The organism is Streptomyces sp. NPDC041205 (assembly GCF_055591765.1).
The window spans coordinates 833,042-853,893 of record NZ_JBVIZH010000003.1 but is presented as its reverse complement, the minus strand read 5'-3'; the positions used below and the strand labels follow the sequence as shown (position 1 = coordinate 853,893).

The window sequence follows — 20,852 nt, the reverse complement described above, 5'->3', positions numbered from 1 at the left end:
TCGCCAGGACCATTTTCATCACACCGGCGACACCGGAGACCGCCTGGGTGTGGCCGATGTTCGACTTCAGGGCGCCCAGCCACAGCGGCCGGTCGGCGGCCCTGTTCTGGCCGTAGGTGGCGAGCAGGGCCTGGGCCTCGATCGGGTCGCCCAGGGTCGTGCCCGTGCCGTGTGCCTCGACGGCGTCCACGTCGGAGGGCACGAGGCCCGAGTGGGCCAGTGCCTGGCGGATGACGCGCTGCTGCGAGGGGCCGTTCGGGGCGGTGAGGCCGTTGGACGCGCCGTCCTGGTTGACCGCCGAACCGCGGATCACCGCGAGAACGGGGTGCCCGTTGCGCCGGGCGTCCGACAGCCGTTCCAGGAGCAGCAGGCCCGCGCCCTCGCCCCAGCCGGTGCCGTCCGCGGCGTCGGCGAAGGGCTTGCAGCGGCCGTCCTCGGCGAGGCCGCGCTGGCGGCTGAACTCGATGAAGGTGTCCGGCGTCGACATGACGGTGACGCCGCCCGCGAGGGCGAGCCCGCACTCGCTGTGCCGCAGCGCGTGCACGGCGAGGTGCAGGGCGACCAGGGAGGACGAGCAGGCGGTGTCGATGGTCAGCGCGGGGCCTTCTAAGCCCAGGACGTAGGAGATGCGGCCGGAGACGACGCTGGCCGCGTTGCCGGTGAGGAAGTAGCCCTCATGGCCGTCGGGCACACCGCCCTTGGCCAGGCGCGCCAGGTAGCCCTGGCCGTTGGTGCCGATGAACACACCGGTCCTGCTGCCGCGCGTCGAGTGCGGGTCGATGCCCGCGCGCTCGAACGCCTCCCACGACGTCTCCAGGAGGAGGCGCTGCTGCGGGTCCATCGCCGCGGCCTCGCGCGGCGAGATCCCGAAGAACGCCGGGTCGAACTGGTCGGCGTCGTAGAGGAAGCCGCCCTCGCGGGTGTAGCTGGTCCCGTGCCGCTCGGGGTCCTGGTCGTAGAGCGCTTCCAGGTCCCAGCCGCGGTTGGTGGGGAATCCGGAGACGGCGTCCCTGCCGTCCGCCAGGAGCTGCCACAGGTCCTCGGGCGAGTTCACTCCGCCCGGGAACCGGCAGCTCATGCCGACTATCGCGATCGGCTCGACCTCGCGCTCCTCGGCCTCGCGGAGCTTGCCACGCGCCTCTTGGAGGTCCACCGTGGCTCGCCGGAGGTAGTCGAGGTACTTCTCCTCGTTCGACATGTGTTGCGACCTTTCAAGCGAGTTCATCGGCTCAAGACCTACCGAGTTGTTCATCAAGGAGTGCGAGAAGTTCGTCCGCCGAAGCGGTGCGCGCGTCCGGTCCGGACTTCGCGGCTTCCGTGCTGGTGTGCGCCTCGTCCCACCTGGCCACGAGCGCGCGCAGGCGGTCGCCCACGGCGGTGCTCTGCTCGGCGTCGGGTGTCAGGACGGACAGCGCGGCCTCCAGGCGGTCCAGCTCCGCGTCGATGGTGGGCGCGCCCATGCCGAGCATCTGCTCCAGCACGTGTGCGGCGAGCGCCGACGGGGTGGGATGGTCGAACACGAGCGTCGACGGCAGGCTCAGCCCGGTGGCCGAGTTGAAGACGTTGCGGAACTCGACCGCGGTGAGCGAGTCGAAGCCCAGGTCCTTGAACGCCCGGCCGGGTTCCACGGCCGTGGTGCTGTCGTAGCCGAGTACGGCGGCGACCTGCTCCCGTACCAGATCGAGTACGACGCGCTCGCGGTCCGGCACGGGCAGTGCGGCGAGCTCGGCCGACAGGTCGAGCGGCGCCGTGGCCTCGGCGGGAGCCGGGGCCCTGCGTGCGGCGGGCAGTTCCCGCAGCAGCGTGGCCGGGAGCGTGGGCGCGTACACGGTCCAGTCGATGTCCGCCACGACGAGGACCGTCGGGTCGTCCTGGCGCAGGGCCCGGTCGAGGGCGGCGATGGCCAGTTCGGGCTCGAACGGGGCGGTGCCCCGGCCGCGCAGGATCTCGGCGAGCTGCTCGCCGACCATGCCGCCGCCGCCCCACGGCCCCCACGCCACCGAGGTGGCGGCGAGGCCCGCCGCCACGCGCCGTTCGGCGAAGGCGTCGAGGAAGGCGTTGGCGGCCGCGTAGCTGCCCTGGGCGACCGCGCCGAACGTGCCCGAGATCGAGGAGAACAGCACGAACGCCGACAGCTCCAGGTCCCGGGTCAGCTCGTCGAGGTTGACCGCGGCGTCGACCTTGGGCCGCAGCACGGTGGCGAGCCGCTCCGGGGTGAGCGCGGTGAGGACACCGTCGTCCAGGACGCCCGCGGTGTGCATGACGGCGGTGAGCGGGAACTCCTCCGGCACCGACGCGAGGAGCCGTGCCAGCGCGTCCCGGTCGGCGACGTCGCAGGCGGCGATCGTCACCTGTGCGCCGAGCGCGGTCAGTTCCGCGCGCAGTTCCTCCGCGCCGTCGGCGTCCGGTCCGCGCCTGCTGGTGAGCAGGAGGTGTTCGGCGCCCTTCGCGACCAGCCACCTGGCGACGTGCGCGCCGATGCCTCCGGTGCCGCCGGTGACGAGGACCGTGCCGGTGGGGTCCCAGTCGCCGAGGTGCCCCACGGGGGCCTGCACCAGCCTGCGGGCGAACACGCCGCCGGGGCGGAGGGCGACCTGGTCCTCGTCCCGGGTGCCGGACAGGATGCCCGCGAGGCGGGCTCCGGCGCGGTCGTCCAGGGTGTCGGGCAGGTCGACGAGGCCGCCCCAGCGCTCGGGCTGTTCCCGCCCGATGACGCGGCCCATGCCCCAGACCATGGCCTGCTCGGGGTCGATGGCCGTGTCGGAGCGGCCGACCGTGACGCCGCCCCGCGTCGCGTGCCACAGGGGGGCGACGAGTTCGGCGTCGCCGAGTGCCTGGACGAGGGCGAGCGTCGCGTACACGCCGCCCGACGGCAGTTCGGGGTCCAGCGCGAACAGTGACAGGACGCCCGCGACGGGCTCGTCGACGGCGAGCCGCGCCGTCAGCGCGTCCCGGTCCAGGGCCTCGCCGGCCCGGACCGGCACCACGCGGGCGCCGTGCCGGGTCAGCGCGGCGGCGACGGATTCCTCACCGGCGCCGTCCCTGCTGACCACGAGCCAGGTGCCCTTGAGCGCGGCGACGGGCTCGGGCACGGGCAGCCAGCTGACGCGGTAGCGCCAGCCGTCGATCTCGGAGTTCTCGGACTGTGCCTGCCGCCACGACGCGAGCCGGGGCAGCACCGTGCCGATCGGGTCGTCGAGCGACACGTCCAGCTCGTCCGCGAGATCGCCGAGGTCGCCGTCCGCCACGGCCGCCCAGAACTGCGCGTCGACGGTCCCGGTGACGTCGCCCGTGGGGGCCGCGGCCATGGTGGGCCAGATCCGCCCGCGCCGGAAGGCGTAGGTGGGCAGGTCCACGTGCCGTCCTTCGGGCACCAGTTGGTGCCAGTCGAAGGGCAGGCCCGCCACGTACGCCTCGGCGACGGAGGTGAGGAACCGGTCGGCGTCACCGTCGTCGCGGCGCAGGGTGCCCACGACGACGGCCCGGGTGCCGGTCGCGTCCAGCGTCTCGCGTACGCCGAAGGTCAGCACGGGGTGCGGGCTGCACTCGACGAACGCGCCGATGCCCCGCTCGAGCAGGCCGCGTGTGGCCTCTTCGAAGCGCACGGTGTTCCGCAGGTTCTCGTACCAGTAGTCCGCGCCCACCTCGGCGCCGGTCAGCCACTCCCCGGTGACGGTGGACAGCATCGGCACGCGCGCGGCCCGGGGTTCCACCCCGGCCAGCACGGTCGCCAGTTCGTCCTTGATGCGCTCGACGTGCGCCGAGTGGGACGCGTAGCTGACGGGGACGCGCCGTGCGCGGGTGCCGTCGGCGGCGCGGGCCTCGATCAGCTCGTCCAGGGCGTCGGCGTCTCCCGCCACGACGACCGAGCCGGGGCCGTTGACCGCGGCGATCGCGATCCGCCCGTCCCACTTCTCGATGTACGCGCGGGCTTCGTCGACGGTCACCGCGAGCGACACCATGCCGCCCTGTCCGGACAGCGTCAGGATGGCCTGGCTGCGCAGAGCGACGATCTTGGCGGCGTCGGCGAGCGACAGGGCACCCGCGACGTGCGCGGCGGCGATCTCGCCCTGGCTGTGCCCGACGACCGCGTCCGGCTCCACACCGTACGAGCGCCACAGCGCCGCCAGCGACACCATCACCGCCCACAAGGCAGGCTGCACCACGTCGACGCGTTCCAGCGCGTCCGCGTCGGCGAGGACGTCCCACAGCGACCAGTCCACGTACGGCGAGAGAGCCTCGGCGCACGCCTCCATCGAGGCGCGGAACACCGGGGAGGACCCGGCGAGTTCCGCGCCCATGCCGAGCCACTGCGAGCCCTGGCCGGGGAACACGAACGCCACCTTGCCCACGGGCCCGGCGACACCCGTCGCCACCTGCGCCGACTCGACACCGCGGGCCACCGCCGTCGGCCCTTCGACGACCGCGGCGAGGCCGGCGAGCAGGCCGTCACGGTCCTGGCCCACGACGACCGCCCGGCTGTCGAGGGCCGACCGCGACACGGCGAGCGTCGCGGCGACGTCGCGCGGGTCGAGGTCGGGGTGCGCCGCGAGGTGGGCGCGCAGCCGGTCGGCTCCCGCGCGCAGCGCCTCGTCGTCCTTGGCCGAGACGAGCAGCGGCACCAGGGACGTGTCCGGAGCGGCGGGCCGCTCGGGGGCTTCGGTGGCGGGCGCCTGCTCGATGATGGCGTGCGCGTTGGTGCCGCTGAATCCGAACGACGACACGCCGAAGCGGCGCGGCCGGTCGGTGTCCGGCCAGTCGTGCTCCTCGGTCAGGAGCGCGACGTCGCCGGTCGACCAGTCGACTTCCGGGGTGGGCTCGTCGACGTGCAGGGTCTTGGGCAGCACGCCGTGCCGCATCGCCATGACCATCTTGATGATGCCCGCGACACCGGCCGCGCCCTGCGTGTGCCCGATGTTGGACTTCACGGAGCCGAGCCACAGGGGCTCGCCGTCGCGGCCCTGGCCGTAGGTGGCGAGGAGCGCCTGGGCCTCGATCGGGTCGCCCAGTTTCGTGCCGGTGCCGTGCGCCTCGACGGCGTCCACGTCGGACGCCTCCAGTCCGGCGCTGGCGAGCGCCTGGCGGATGACGCGCTGCTGCGAGGGGCCGTTGGGCGCGGTGAGGCCGTTGGACGCGCCGTCCTGGTTGATGGCGGATCCGCGCACCACCGCGAGCACTTGGTGTCCGTTGCGCTGGGCGTCGGAGAGCCGCTCCAGGACGACCGTGCCGACGCCCTCGCCCCATCCTGTGCCGTCCGCGTCGGACGAGAACGGCCTGCACCGGCCGTCGGTGGACAGGCCGCGCTGGCGGCTGAACTCGATGAACGAGCCCGGCGTCGACATCACGGTCACGCCGCCCGCGAGGGCCATCGAGCAGTCGCCCGTGCGCAGCGCCTGCACCGCCATGTGCAGCGCGACCAGCGACGAGGAGCAGGCGGTGTCGACCGTCACCGCGGGGCCTTCGAGGCCGAAGGCGTAGGCGACCCGGCCGGAGACGACGCTGGCCGCGTTGCCGGTGCCGATGAACCCTTCGACGGTCTCGTCGCTGCGCGTCAGGAGCAGGGTGTAGTCCTGCACGTTCGAGCCGGTGAAGACGCCGATGTCACGCCCCCGCACCGAGCTCGGGTCGATGCCCGCGCGCTCGAACGCCTCCCAGGACGTCTCCAGGAGCAGCCGCTGCTGCGGGTCCATGGCGAGGGCCTCGCGCGGCGAGATCCCGAAGAACGTCGGGTCGAACTGGTCGGCGTCGTAGAGGAAGGCTCCTTCCCGGGCGTACGAGGTGCCCGCGTGGTCCGGGTCGGGGTTGTACACGTTGGCCAGGTCCCAGCCGCGGTTTCCGGGGAACTCGCCGACTGCGTCGACACCGTCGTGGACGAGCCGCCACAGGTCCTCGGGCGAGTTCACGCCGCCCGGGAACCGGCAGCTCATGGCGACGATCGCGATCGGGTCGTCGCTCACACCGGCCACCGTGCGAGTGGCCGTCACGACGGCGGGCGCGCCCGTGAGTTCGGTGCCGAGGTGCGCGGCGAGCGCCGCCGGGGTCGGGTGGTCGAAGACCAGCGTCGCGGACAGACGCAGCTCGGTGGCGGCGCCGAGGCGGTTGCGCAGTTCGACGGCGGTGAGCGAGTCGAAGCCGAGGTCCTTGAACGCGCGGTCGGGCACGATGGTGTGCGCCGAGCCGTGGCCGAGGACCACGGCCACGTGCTCGAGGACCACGTCGAGGAGTGCCTTCTCCCGCTCGGCCCCGGTGAGGCCCGCCAGCGACCGGGCCAGCGCGGATCCGACGGCGACGCCGGACTCGGCGGTCCTGCGCGCGGCGGTGCGCACCAGGCCGCGCAGCAGGTGCGGGACGGGGTTGGTACGGGCCTGCCGGTGCAGCGCGGGCAGGTCGAGCGGGACGGGGGCGAGGACGGCACGCCCGGTGGTGCCCGCCGCGTCGAACAGCGCCAGGCCCTGGGTCGAGCGGAGCGGGATCACTCCGCCCCTGCTCATCCGCTTCACGTCGGCCTCGTCGAGCTGGCCGCTCATGCCGCTCGCGTCCGCCCACAGGCCCCACGCCAGCGAGGTGGCGGGCAGCCCGGAGGCACGGCGGTGCTGCGCCAGCGCGTCCAGGAAGCTGTTCGCCGCCGCGTAGTTGCCCTGCCCGGGGCCGCCGAGCACTCCGGCGACGGAGGAGAACAGGACGAACGCGGACAGGTCGAGGCCGCGGGTCAGCTCGTGCAGGTGCCAGGCCGCGTCGACCTTGGGCCGGAAGACGGTGTCGATGCGATCGGGGGTCAGGGAACCGATCACGCCGTCGTCGAGGACACCTGCGGTGTGTACGACGGCGGAGATCTCGTGTCCGGCGAGCAGGTCGGCCAGCGCGTCGCGGTCGGCGACGTCGCAGGCCGCGTACGTCACTTCGGCGCCCAGCGCCACGAGTTCGGCACGCAGCTCCTCGGCACCCTCGGCCGCGATGCCACGCCTGCTCACGAGCAGCAGGTTCCGTACGCCGCGCTGCGCGACCAGGTGCCGGGCGAGCAGACCGCCCAGCGTGCCAGTGGCACCGGTGACCAGCACCGCACCCGAACCGAAGCCGGGGTCGTCCACGACGGACGCGCTGACCCTCGCCAGGCGAGGGGTGCGGATGTCGCCCGAGCGCAGGGCGAGTTGGGGTTCGCCGGTGGCGAGCGCGGCGGGCAGCGCGTCGAGCGAGGCCGCCTCCTCGTCGAGGTCGACGAGCACGATCCGGTCCGGGTTCTCCGACTGGGCGGAGCGGACCAGGCCCCACACGGCGGCGTGCGCGAGGTTCCGTACGTCCTCGTCAGCCGTGGTGGCGAGCGCGCCACTGGTCGCGATGACCAGGCGTGCCGTTTCGAATCGCTCGTCGGAGAGCCAGGCCTGGACCGTGGTCAGCGCCCAGTGGGCCGCTTCGTGCGCGGCGGCGACCGGGTCGGACGCGGAGGTGGCCGGGCAGGACAGGACGGCGAAGTCGGGGAGTTCCGTCGATCGCGCCAGTTCGTCCAGGTCGGTCCGCAGGGTTGTCGGCGTCTCGCCGTCGGGCAGCGGGGCGGATGTCCAGTCGACGCCGAACAGCGCGTCGCCGCTGTCGTCACGGGCGAGTTGGTCGGCCGAGACCGGGCGCAGCATCAGCGAGTCGATCGTCGCCACCGGCGCGCCTGCCCCGTCGGCGATCGCCAGCGTCACGCCGTCCGCCGCGTCCGTGGGCGTGAGCCGCACCCGCAGCACCGTCGCTCCCGAAGCGTGCAGCCGCACGCCCCACCACGAGAACGGTAGTTGGTCGGGATCCGCGCCGTCGGTGAGGCCGATCGCGTGCAGGGTCGCGTCGAGCAGTGCCGGGTGCAGCCCGAAGCCGTCGGCCTTCACATCCTCGGGCAGGACGACTTCAGCGAACACCTCGCCGTCCTTGCGCCAGGCGGCCCTCAGGCCCTGGAACACCGGCCCATAGCCGAACCCGGCCTCAGCCCGCTCGTCATAGAAGCCCTCCAGGTCCACGACCTCGGCCCCCGCCGGAGGCCACGCCTCCAGAGCAACCCCATCGGACAGGCCACCCTCGCGGAGTACACCAACGGCATGCCGGGTCCACGCACGACCGTCCTCGACATCGCCGGAGCTGGAGTAGAAGGTCAGCTCACGCCGACCCGACTCATCCGACGCACCGACCCACACCTGCACCCGCACCGAGCCGTCCGAAGGCAGAACGAGCGGCGCCTCCAGCGTCAGCTCCTCCACCAGATCGCAGCCGACCTGATCCCCGGCACGCACCGCCAGTTCGGCAAACGCCGCGCCAGGCAGCAGCGCCGTTCCCTGGACCATGTACTGAGCCAGCCAAGGGTGCGTCTGGACCGAGACCCGTCCGGTCAGCAGCACACCGTCCGTACCGCCGACAGCGACAGCCGCACCCAGCAACGGGTGCTCCGCCGAACCAAGCCCGATCGCTGCGGCATCGCCGGTCGAGTACGACGCGTCGAGCCAGTAGCGTTCGCGCTGGAAGGCGTAGGTCGGCAGGTCGACGCGTCGCGTACCGCGGCCGTCGAAAAAGGGCCGCCAGTCCACCTGGATACCGCGTACATGCAGTTGCCCGGCGGCCGTCGTGACCGCCACGTCCTCCGGACGCTCACCGCGCAGCATCGCCACGAAGACGGCGTCCGGGGCGGACTCCTGACCCAGCGCCGACAACGTGCCGCCGGGGCCGACCTCGACAAACGTCCCGACGCCCTCGTCCACGAGCGTGCTCACGGCATCGGCGAAGCGCACGGCCTCGCGGACGTGGCGGACCCAGTACTCGGGCGAGGCCAGTTCCTCGGCGGTCGCCCTCGTGCCGGTGAGGGTGGAGACGATCGGGATCGCGGGCGCCTCGTACGACACGCCCTCCAGGACCGCGCGGAACTCGTCCAGCATCGGGTCCATCAGCGGCGAGTGGAACGCATGGCTGACCCGGAGGCGGGTGACCTTGCGGCCCGCTTCGCGCCAGCGCTCGGCGACTGCCTCGACGTCGGCGGCGGCACCGGAAACGACCACCGAGTTAGGGCCATTAACCGCCGCTATACCCACCGTCTCCAGCAAGCCGTCCGAGCTGACCTCGGCCTCCGACGCCTGAATCGCGACCATCGCCCCGCCAGTTGGCAGCGCCTGCATCAACGCACCACGCGCCGACACCACCTTGACCGCATCCGACAGCGACCAGACACCCGAGACGTGCGCGGCAGCAAGCTCACCAATGGAGTGACCCGCCAGCACATCCGGCCGCACACCCCACGACTCCAACAGCCGGAAAAGCGCCACCTCGACCGCAAACAGCGCAGGCTGCGTCACCCCGGTCTCGTCCAGCGCCTCGGCATCCTCACCGAACAACACCTCACGCACCGACGGATCAAACGCCGCCAACACCTCATCCAGGGCCTCCCCGAACACCGGGAAACGAGCCGCCAGTTCACGCCCCATCGCCAACCGCTGCGAACCCTGACCCGAGAACAAGAACCCCACCTGACCGGGCTCATCGGTGACCCCAGTGACCACGGCACCACTCGACTTGCCGTCAGCCACCGCAGCCAAAGCGGCCAGGAACTCATCCCGCTCACCGGCCACGACCACCGCACGGTGCTCAAGCACCGCCCGCGTCGACACCAGCGCACGGCCCACGTCCGGCACGGACAGCTCGGGCGTCGCGTCCACAAGGGACTTCAGTCGCACGGCCTGCTCGCGCAGCGCGTCGGCGCTCCGGGCCGAAAGGACCCACGGCGTGATGCCGTCCGGCACCGGCGCCACCTCAGAGGTGGCCACATCCTCGGCTGCTGCCGGGGCCTGTTCGATGATGGCGTGCGCGTTGGTGCCGCTCACGCCGAACGACGACACACCGGCCCGGCGCAGGTGACCGGTCTCCGGCCACGGCTGGGTCTCCGTGAGCAGTGCGACGGCGCCCGCCGACCAGTCGACGTGCGACGACGGCTCGTCCACGTGCAGCGTGCGCGGAAGCACACCCTGCCGCATCGCCATCACCATCTTGATCACGCCGGCCACACCGGCGGCGGCCTGGGTGTGGCCGACGTTCGACTTCACCGAGCCGAGCCACAGGGGCTCGCCGTCGCGGTCCTGGCCGTAGGTGGCGAGGAGGGCCTGGGCCTCGATCGGGTCGCCCAGTTTCGTGCCGGTGCCGTGTGCTTCGACCGCGTCCACGTCGGACGGGGCCAGGCCCGCGCTGGCGAGCGCCTGGCGGATCACCCGCTGCTGCGAGGGACCGTTCGGAGCCGTCAGACCGTTCGACGCGCCGTCCTGGTTCACCGCCGAACCGCGTACGACAGCGAGCACGTGGTGACCGTTACGCTCGGCGTCCGAGAGCCGCTCCACGAGCAGCATGCCGACGCCCTCGCCCCAGCCCGTGCCGTCCGCGCCCTCGGCGAACGCCTTGCACCGGCCGTCCTCCGCGAGCCCGCGCTGACGGCTGAACTCGATGAACGCGCCCGGCGTCGACATCACCGTCACGCCGCCGACCAGCGCGAGCTCGCACTCGCCCTTGTTCAGCGCCTGGCCCGCGAGGTGCAGGGCGACCAGCGACGACGAGCAGGCCGTGTCCACCGTCACCGCCGGGCCCTCTAGCCCGAAGGTGTACGAGAGCCGGCCGGAGATGACGCTCGCCGCGCTGCCCGTGCCCGCGTACCCCTCCGCGCTCTCCTGCGCGGCCATCAACAGCGCCGCGTAGTCCTGGCCGTTGGTGCCGACGAACACACCGGAACGGCTGCCGCGCACCGCGTGCGGGTCGATACCGGCCCGCTCGAACGCCTCCCACGACGTCTCCAGGAGAAGTCGCTGCTGCGGGTCCATGGCGAGGGCCTCGCGCGGCGAGATCCCGAAGAAGTCCGCGTCGAACTCACCGACACCGTGCAGGAATCCGCCTTCACGCGCGTAGGTCGTGCCCGCGTGGTCGGGGTCCGGGTCGTACAGGGACTCCACGTCCCAGCCGCGGTCGGTCGGGAAGCCGGACAGCGCGTCCGTGCCGGACTCGACGAGCCGCCACAGGTCCTCGGGCGACTCGACCCCGCCGGGGAAACGGCAGCTCATGCCGACGATCGCGATCGGCTCGTCCGTCGTGGCCATGGCCGTGCCGGTGACCGTGCCGACCACGGTGACGCCCGCGAGTTCGGCTCCGAGGTGCGCGGCGAGCGCCGCGGGAGTCGGGTAGTCGAAGACGAGGGTGGCGGGCAGGGCAAGCTCGGTCGCCGCGTTGAGGTGGTTGCGCAGTTCGACGGAGCTGAGCGAGTCGAAGCCGAGGTCCTTGAACGCGCGGTCGGGCGAGATGGCGCCCGCGGAACTGTGGCCGAGCACCACGGCCACATGGCCGAGTACGAGGTCAAGGAGGGCCTTCTCCCGGTCCGCCGCGCTCATTCCTGCGAGCGTGCGGGCCAGCGCCGAACGCGCGGCGGGGCCAGCCCCGACGGTCCTGCGGGCGGCGGTGCGCACCAGGCCGCGCAGGAGGTGCGGTACGGGGTTCGTACGCGCCTGTCGGCGCAGCACAGCCAGGTCCAGGGGTACCGGCACGAGCGCGGCGCGCCCGGTCGTACCCGCCGCGTCGAACAGCGCGAGCCCTTCGGCCGAGCCCAGCGGGATCATGCCGCCGTTGGTGATACGCCGTACGTCCGACTCGTCGAGCTGGCCGCTCATGCCGCTCGCGTCCGCCCACAGGCCCCACGCCAGCGAGGTCGCGGGCAGCCCGGCAGCACGGCGACGCTGCGCGAGCGCGTCCAGGAAGGCGTTCGCCGCCGCGTAGTTGCCCTGACCGGCGGCGCCCAGCGTGCCCGACACCGAGGAGAACAGGACGAACGCGGACAGGTTGAGGTCGCGGGTCAGCTCGTGCAGGTGCCAGGCGGCGTCGACCTTGGGCCGGAAGACGGTGTCGATCCGGTCGGGGGTCAGGGAACCGATCGTGGCGTCGTCGAGGACACCTGCGGTGTGTACGACGGCGGAGATCTCGTGTCCGGCGAGCAGGTCGGCGACGGCGTCGCGGTCGGCGACGTCACAGGCCGCGTACGTCACTTCGGCGCCCAGCGCCACGAGTTCGGCACGCAGCTCCTCGGCACCCTCGGCACCCTCGGCCGCGATGCCACGCCTGCTGACCAGGAGCAGCTTTTGTACGCCGCGCTGCGCGACCAGGTGCCGGGCGACCAGGCCGCCCAGCGTGCCGGTCGCACCGGTGACCAGCACCGCACCCGAACCGAAGCCGGGGTCGTCCACGACGGACGGGCTGACCCTCGCCAGGCGCGGAGCGGTCGCGGTGCCCGAGCGGAGCGCCAACTGCGGCTCGCCGGTGGCGAGCGCGGCGGGCAGCGCGTCGAGCGAGGCCGCCTCCTCGTCGAGGTCCACGAGCACGATCCGGTCCGGATTCTCCGACTGGGCGGAGCGGACCAGGCCCCACACGGCGGCCTGTGCGACATCACGTACAGCCTCATCAGCCGAGGCGGCGACCGCGCCCTCGGTCACGACGACCAGGCGCGCCGCGTCGAAGCTCTCGTCCGCCAGCCACGTCTGGACCACGTCCAGCGCCCAGTGCGCCGCCTCGTGCGCGGCGGCGACCGGGTCGGACGCGGACGTGCCGGGGCACGACACGACCACGTAGTCCGGCAGTTCCGCCGACGGCCCCAGCGTCTGCGCGTCGGTCCACTTGGTTGTCGGCGCATCGACTTCAGGCAGGGGTACGGGCACCCAGTCGACGCCGAACAGCGATTCCCCGTCCTGCCGCGACAGCGTCTCCGAGACCGGGCGCAGCACGAGCGAGTCCACCGTCGCGACGGGGGCACCTGCCCCGTCGGCGATCGCCAGCGTCACGCCGTCCGCCGCGTCCATGGGCGTGAGCCGCACCCGCACCACCGTCGCACCCGAGGCGTGCAGCCGCACACCGGACCACGCGAACGGCAGCTCACCAGAGCCATCGGCTTCTATGCCGTCGATGAGGCCGATCGGGTGCAGGGTCGCGTCAAGCAGTGCCGGATGCAGACCGAAGCCGTCGGCCTTCACACCGTCCGGCAGGGCGACCTCGGCGAACACCTCGCCACCCTTGCGCCAGGCGGCCTTCAGGCCCTGGAACACCGGCCCATAGCCGAACCCGGCCTCAGCCCGCTCTTCGTAGAACCCCTCCAGGTCCACAACCTCGGCCCCCGCCGGAGGCCACGCCTCCAGGGAGACTTCACCAGAGAGGCCGCCCTCCCCCAGCACACCGACGGCATGCCGGGTCCACGCACGACCGTCCTCGACATCACCGGAGCTGGAACCGGAGCTGGAGTAGAACGTCAGCTCACGCCGACCCGACTCATCCGACGCACCGACCCACACCTGCACCCGCACCGAGCCGTCCGAAGGCAGAACGAGCGGCGCCTCCAGCGTCAGCTCCTCCACCAGATCGCAGCCGACCTGATCCCCGGCACGCACCGCCAGTTCGGCAAACGCCGCGCCAGGCAGCAGCGCCGTTCCCTGGACCATGTACTGAGCCAGCCAAGGGTGCGTCTGGACCGAGACCCGTCCGGTCAGCAGCACACCGTCCGTACCGCCGACAGCGACAGCCGCACCCAGCAACGGGTGCTCCGCCGAACCAAGCCCGGCCGCCGTGACATCGCCGGTCGGCGCCAGGGCCTCGGGCCAGAACCGCTCATGCTGGAAGGCGTACGTCGGCAGGTCCACGCGCCGTGCGCCACGCCCGGCGAAGAACGCCTCCCACGCGACCTGGACACCGCGCACGTGCAACTGCCCGGCGGCCGTCGTGGCCGCGGCGTCCTCGGGCCGATCCGTACGCAGCATCGGTACGAAGACCGCGTCCGGGGCGGACTCCTGACCCAGCGCCGACAACACCCCGCCCGGCCCGACCTCGACGAACGTCGCCACACCCTCATCCACGAGCGTGCCCACGGCATCGGCGAAACGCACCGACTCGCGCACATGGCGCACCCAGTACTCGGGCGAGGCCAACTCCTCGGCGGACGCCTTCGTGCCGGTCAGCGTCGACACGATCGGAAGCGACGGCTCCCCGAACGACACGCCCTCCAGGACCGCACGGAACTCGTCCAACATCGGGTCCATCAACGGCGAGTGGAACGCATGGCTCACCTTCAACCGGGACACCTTCCGCCCCGCCTCACGCCACCGCTCCGCAACCGCCTCGACATCGGCAGCCACCCCGGAAACGACCACCGAGTTAGGACCATTAACCGCCGCAATACCCACCGTCACCGGCAACTCGTCAGAGCTGACCTCGGCCTCCGACGCCTGAATCGCGACCATCGCGCCACCGGACGGCAGCGCCTGCATCAACGCACCACGCGCCGACACCACCTTGACCGCGTCAGCCAGCGACCACACACCAGCCACATGCGCGGCAGCCAACTCACCGATGGAGTGGCCCGCAAGAATGTCGGGCCGCACACCCCACGACTCAAGGAGTCGGAACAGCGCCACCTCAACCGCGAACAGCGCAGGCTGCGTCACCCCGGTCTCGTTCAGCGCCTCGGCATCCTCACCGAACAACACCTCCCGCACCCGCGGATCGAACTCACCCAGAACCTCATCCAGAGCCTCCCCGAACACCGGGAAACAGGCCGCCAGTTCACGCCCCATCCCCAACCGCTGCGACCCCTGCCCCGAGAACAGGAACCCCACCTGGCCAGGTTCACCAGCGACCCCAGTGACCACCGCACCAGTCACCTGGCCGTCGGCCACCGCCGCCAACGCGGCCAGGAACTCATCCCGCTCACCGGCCACGATCACCGCACGGTGGTCCAACGCCGACCGCGTCGTGGCGAGCGAGTAGCCGATGTCGGCGAGCGCGTGCTCGTCGACCACGGACTTCAGCCGCTCGGCCTGACCCCGCAGAGCATCCTCGCCGCGCGCCGAAAGCACCCACGGCACGACGCCGAGGCCGTGGCCGTCGGTCACCGGCACCGGCTCCAGGGCGGGGGCCTGCTCGACAATGACGTGCGCGTTCGTCCCACTGAACCCGAACGACGACACACCCGCGCGCCACGGCTGGCCCGTCTCCGGCCACGAGCGCGTCTCCGCCAGGAGTTCCACCGCGCCGGCCGACCAGTCGACGTGCGGCGACGGCGCGTCCACGTGCAGCGTCTGCGGCAGCACGCCGTGCCGCATCGCCATCACCATCTTGATCACGCCCGCCACACCGGCGGCGGCCTGCGTGTGCCCGATGTTCGACTTGATCGACCCCAGCCACAGGGGCCGGTCGGTAGCACGGTCCTGCCCATACGTGGCAAGGAGCGCCTGCGCCTCGATCGGGTCGCCCAACGTCGTACCCGTGCCGTGCGCCTCGACCGCGTCCACATCGGACGCGGTCAGACCCGAACTGGCCAGGGCCTGGCGGATGACGCGCTGCTGCGCGGGGCCGTTCGGGGCCGTCAGGCCGTTGGACGCGCCGTCCTGGTTGACCGCCGAACCGCGCACCACCGCGAGCACCTGGTGCCCGTTGCGCCGCGCGTCCGAGAGCCGCTCGACGAAGAGCATGCCGATGCCCTCGCCCCAGCCCGTGCCGTCGGCGGCCGCCGCGAAGGCCTTGCACCGGCCGTCGAGCGAAAGGCCGCGCTGACGGCTGAACTCGATGAACGAGCCCGGCGTCGACATCACCGTCACACCGCCCGCGAGCGCCAGCGAGCACTCGCCCGAGCGCAGGGCCTGGATGGCCAGGTGCAGGGCGACGAGCGAGGACGAGCAGGCGGTGTCGACGGTGACGGCGGGGCCTTCGAAGCCGTACGTGTACGAGAGTCGGCCGGAGGCCACGCTGGCCGCGTTGCCGGTCGCCGCGTAGCCGCCCACGTCCTCGGCCGCACCGCCGAGGACCTGCCCGTAGTCCTGCATGTTCGAGCCCACGAACACGCCGACGCTCTCACCGCGCAGCGAGGCCGGGTCGACGCCCGCCCGCTCGAAGACCTCCCAGGAGGTCTCCAGGAGGAGTCGCTGCTGCGGGTCCATGGCCAGCGCTTCGCGCGGGGAGATCCCGAAGAAGCCCGCGTCGAAGCCGCTCACGTCCGACAGGAACGCGCCCGAGCGGAGGTAAGTGGTGCCGACGGCGTCCGGGTCGGGATCGTACAGCGCCTCCACGTCCCAACCACGGTCGGCCGGGAAGCCCGTCACGGCGTCGCCGCCGGACAGGAGCATCTGCCACAGCTCCTCCGGGCTGGACACACCCCCGGGGAACCGGCAGCTCATGCCGACGATCGCGATCGGCTCGTCGGTGGCGGTGGTGGAGCCGGTGGCCGGAGTGGTGGATGCGGTGACGCCTGTTCCGGACAGTTCGGTACGCAGGTACGCGGCCAGAACGGCGGCCGTCGGGTAGTCGAAGACCAGCGTCGCGGGCAGGGCAAGGCCTGTCGCCTCGCTGAGGCGGGCGCGCAGTTCGACAGCCGTCAGCGAGTCGAAGCCCAGGTCCCGGAAAGCACGGGTCGCGGAGAACGCGTCCCCGGACACATGGCCGAGCACCGCAGCGGCCTCGTACCGCACCAGCTCCGTGAGCTGACGCTCCTGCTCGGCCTCGTCCAGACCGGCCAGGCGCCGCGCCAGCGCCGACGTGCCCTGCTCCACCTGAGCGGTGACGAACGCCGCCTGCACCTCCGGCAGTTCACCCAGGAGCGGGCTCGGCCGCTGCGCCATGAAGGTGCCCGCGAACCGCTCCCAGTCCACATCGGCGACGACGACGTTTCCGTCACCGCGCTCCAGCACCGTGGCCAGACCGGCGATCGCCACCACGGGAGCCATCGAGTTCAGACCCCGGCGGCGCAGCTGCGCCGCCGCGTCGTGACCGGAGTTCGCGACCATGCCGCCGTCGGCCCACGGGCCCCAGGCCACCGCGGTGGCGGGCAGGCCCGCGGCCCGGCGGTGCTCGGCCAGGGAGTCCAGGTAGGCGTTGGCGGCCGCGTACGCGCTCTGCCCGCCACTCCCCCACACGCCCGCTATAGACGAGAACAGCACGAACGCGTCCAAGGGCGTGTCACCCATGAGTTCGTGCAGGTTCCGCGCGCCGTCGACCTTCGCCGCAAGGACGTCGGCGAAGTCGGTGAGGTCGGTCGGGTCGAGGTCGGCGAGAGCGCCCGAGCGCTCGATGCCCGCCGCGTGCACGACGGCGGTGAGCGGGAACTCGTCGGGCACGGAGGCGAGTACGTCCGCCAGCGCGTCCCGGTCGGCGGCGTCACAGGCCGCGACGGTGACGCGCGCGCCGAGCGTGGTCAGCTCCGCGCACAGTTCCTCGGCACCGTCGGCGTCCAGGCCACGCCTGCTGGTCAGCAGCAGGTGCTCGGCGCCCTTCGCCACCAGCCACCTGGCGACGTGCGCGCCGAGCGCGCCGGTGCCGCCGGTCACCAGGACCGTCCCGCGCGGCGACCAGCCCTCCGGGGCGGCGCCACTCAGCGGTGCGGGCACCAGCCTGCGGCCGAGCACCGCGTCGCCGCGCACCGCGACCTGGTCTTCCCCATCCGTACCGGCGAGGACCGAGGCCAGCAGGTCACCGGCCGCCTCGTCCAACGCCGCCGGTACGTCGACCAGACCGCCCCAGCGGCCCGGCTGCTCCAGCGCGGCCACCCGGCCCAGGCCCCACACCAGCGACTGCTCGAACCCGACGACGGCGTCACCCTCTGCCGCCGCCACCGCGCCCGACGTCAGGCACCACAGCGGCGCGGACGCGTCCGCGTCACCCAGCGCCCGCAGCAGGCCGATCGTGGCCGTGACGCCCGTGGGTACGGACGATTCCCCCGCGTCGGCGAACCCGAGCAGCGAGACGACCCCGTCAAGAGCGGGCAACTCGCTCAGCCGTTCCGCCCAGTCCACTGCCTCCGGGCCCACGTCCAGGACGTGGACGTCCGCACCCTGGCGGGCGAGCGACTCGCGAACCCAGTCCGCGCGCTCCTCCCCCGTGGGCGCCACGACCAGCCAGGCGCCGCCCAGTTGGCTGCTCCCGGCGGTGACCGGGCTCCAGTCGACGCGGTACCGCCAGCCGTCCACGGTGGCCCGGCCCTGCTGCTCCGTGCGCCAGGCGGACAGCATGGGCAGCACGGCGCTCAGCGGGTCGTCCGACGACACGTTCAGCATGCGGGCCAGATCGGCGAGGTCACCCTCCGCGATGGCCTCCCAGAACCGGGCCTCGACCGGCGACATCCGCTCGGTGCGCGCGTCGGCGGGCACGTCGAGCCAGAAGCGCTCGCGCTGGAACGCGTACGTCGGCAGCTCCACCCGCCGGGCGCCACTGCCGTCGAAGCGGGCGGTCCAGTCGACCGGCACGCCCTGCGTGTGCAGCGCGGCGACCGTGCCGACGAACGCGTTCTCCTCAGCCCGGTCCGTACGCAGCGCGGGCAGGAACACCGCCTCGGGGGCACTGCCCAGACCGAGCGCGGACAGCGTGCCACCCGGGCCGACCTCCACGAACACGTCGACACCCTGCTCACGCAACGCCACCACCGCGTCGGCGAACCGCACGGACTCGCGCACATGCCGCACCCAGTAGTCCGAGGAGATCAACTCCTCGGTGGTGGCCAGCTGGCCCGTGAGCGTCGACACGATCGGGATCTCGGGCGCCTCGTACGACACACCCTGAAGGACCGCGCGGAAGTCGTCGAGCATCGGGTCCATCAGCGGCGAGTGGAACGCGTGGCTCACCTTCAGCCGGGTCGCCTTACGGCCCGCCTCGCGCCAGCGGTCGGCGACGGCCTCGACGTCAGCGGCGATACCGGAAACGACCACCGAGTTAGGGCCATTAACCGCCGCTATACCCACCGTCTCCGGCAAGCCCTCGGAAGTGACCTCAGCCTCGGACGCCTGGATCGCGACCATCGCGCCGCCGGACGGCAGCGCCTGCATCAGCGCACCACGCGCCGACACGACCTTGGCCGCGTCAGCCAGCGACCAGACACCAGCCACATGCGCCGCAGCCAGCTCACCGATGGAGTGCCCCGCCAGCAGGTCCGGGCGCACACCCCACGACTCAAGCAGCCGGAACAGCGCCACCTCAACCGCGAACAGCGCGGGCTGCGTCACCCCGGTCTCGTTCAGCGCCTCGGCATCCTCACCGAACAACACCTCCCGCACCCGCGGATCGAACTCACCCAGGACCTCATCCAGAGCCTCCGCGAACACCGGGAAACGAGACGCCAGTTCACGCCCCATCCCCAACCGCTGCGAACCCTGACCCGAGAACAGGAACCCCAGCAGGCCGCTGCCCGCGGAGCCCGTGACCAGGCCGGGGGTCTGCCTGTCCTCGGCCAGGGCCGTGAGGGCGGTCAGGCGGGTCTCGTGGTCGTCCGCGACCACCACGGCGCGGTGTTCGAGGGCTGCCCGGGTCGTGGCGAGGGAGAAGCCGACGTCCACGGGGTTGAGGTCGGCCACGTGGGCGCGGAGCCGTTCGGCCTGGCGGCGCAGGGCTTCGGGGCTGCGGGCCGAGAGGACCCACGGCACGAGGCCGTCGCGCGCCGGTTCCGGGGTTTCGTCCTCCTCGACGGCGGGGGCCTGCTCGATGATGGCGTGGGCGTTGGTGCCGCTCACGCCGAAGGACGACACGCCGGCCCGGCGCGGGTGGCCGGTCTCGGGCCACGGCCGGGCCTCCGTGAGGAGTTCGACGGCGCCCGCGGACCAGTCGACGTGGGTCGAGGGCTCGTCGACGTGCAGGGTCTTGGGCAGCACGCCGTGCCGCATCGCCATGACCATCTTGATGATGCCCGCGACACCGGCGGCGGCCTGGGTGTGGCCGACGTTGGACTTCACGGAGCCGAGCCACAGGGGCTCGCCGCCGCGGCCCTGGCCGTAGGTGGCGAGGAGCGCCTGGGCCTCGATCGGGTCGCCCAGCTTCGTGCCGGTGCCGTGCGCCTCCATGGCGTCCACGTCGGACGCGGCAAGGCCCGCGCTCTCCAGGGCCTGGCGGATGACGCGCTGCTGCGAGGGGCCGTTGGGCGCGGTGAGACCGTTGGACGCGCCGTCCTGGTTGACGGCCGAGCCGCGTACGACCGCGAGGATCCTGTGGCCGTTGCGCTGGGCGTCGGACAGGCGCTCCACGAGCAGCATGCCGACGCCCTCGCCCCAGCCGGTGCCGTCGGCGGCGTCGGCGAAGGCCTTGCAGCGGCCGTCCACCGAGAGGCCGCGCTGGCGGCTGAACTCCACGAAGGAGGCGGGCGTCGACATCACCGTCACGCCGCCGACCAGCGCCAGTTCGCACTCGCCCTTGCGCAGGGCCTGTGCCGCCAGGTGGAGGGCGACCAGCGAGGACGAGCAGGCCGTGTCGATGGTGACGGCGGGGCCTTCGAGGCCGAAGGTGTAGGACAGGCGGCCGGAGATGACGCTCGCCGAGATGCCGGTGCCCGCGTACCCCTCGACGGTTTCCCGCGCGGCCATCAGCAGCGCCGCGTAGTCCTGGCCGTTGGTGCCGACGAACACGCCGGACCGGCTGCCCCGCAGCGTGTGCGGGTCGATACCGGCGCGCTCGAACGCCTCCCAGGACGTCTCAAGGAGCAGGCGCTGCTGCGGGTCCATCGCTAAGGCTTCGCGCGGCGATATCCCGAAGAAGCCCGCGTCGAACTCCGCGGCGCGGTCGAGGAAGGCGCCCTTGCGGCTGTAGGTGGTGCCGGAGCGGTCGGGGTCGGGGTCGTAGAGGGACTCCACGTCCCAGCCGCGGTCGGCCGGGAAGTCCGCCACCGCGTCCGTACCGGACTCGACCAGCTGCCACAGTTCCTCGGGCGACTCCACGCCGCCGGGGAAACGGCAGCTCATGCCGACGATCGCGAGGGGCTCGCCGGCCTTCTCCTCGACCTCGCGCAGCCGTTGCTTGGTCTGCCGCAGATCCGTGGTGACGCGCTTCAGGTAGTCGAGGACCTTGTCGTCGTTCGACAT

General features: G+C 72.6%; 2 protein-coding genes (1 of these 2 cut by a window edge). Both read right to left on the bottom strand.

Annotation, left to right across the window (positions count from 1 at the left end):
• Nucleotides 1–1,252, bottom strand: the 5' portion of a protein-coding gene (locus ACZ6BG_RS17870; RefSeq protein WP_469002122.1) for an SDR family NAD(P)-dependent oxidoreductase. 19,490 nt of this gene lie to the left of the window's left edge; the window shows 1,252 of its 20,742 coding nt (coding positions 1–1,252); the start codon lies at nt 1,250–1,252; its stop codon lies beyond the left edge, outside the window.
• The gene (locus ACZ6BG_RS17865) at nt 1,230–20,852 is read right to left on the bottom strand and encodes a type I polyketide synthase (RefSeq protein WP_469002120.1); all 19,623 of its coding nucleotides are present in this window, start codon (nt 20,850–20,852) and stop codon (nt 1,230–1,232) included. The genes ACZ6BG_RS17870 and ACZ6BG_RS17865 overlap by 23 nt, the downstream gene beginning before the upstream one ends.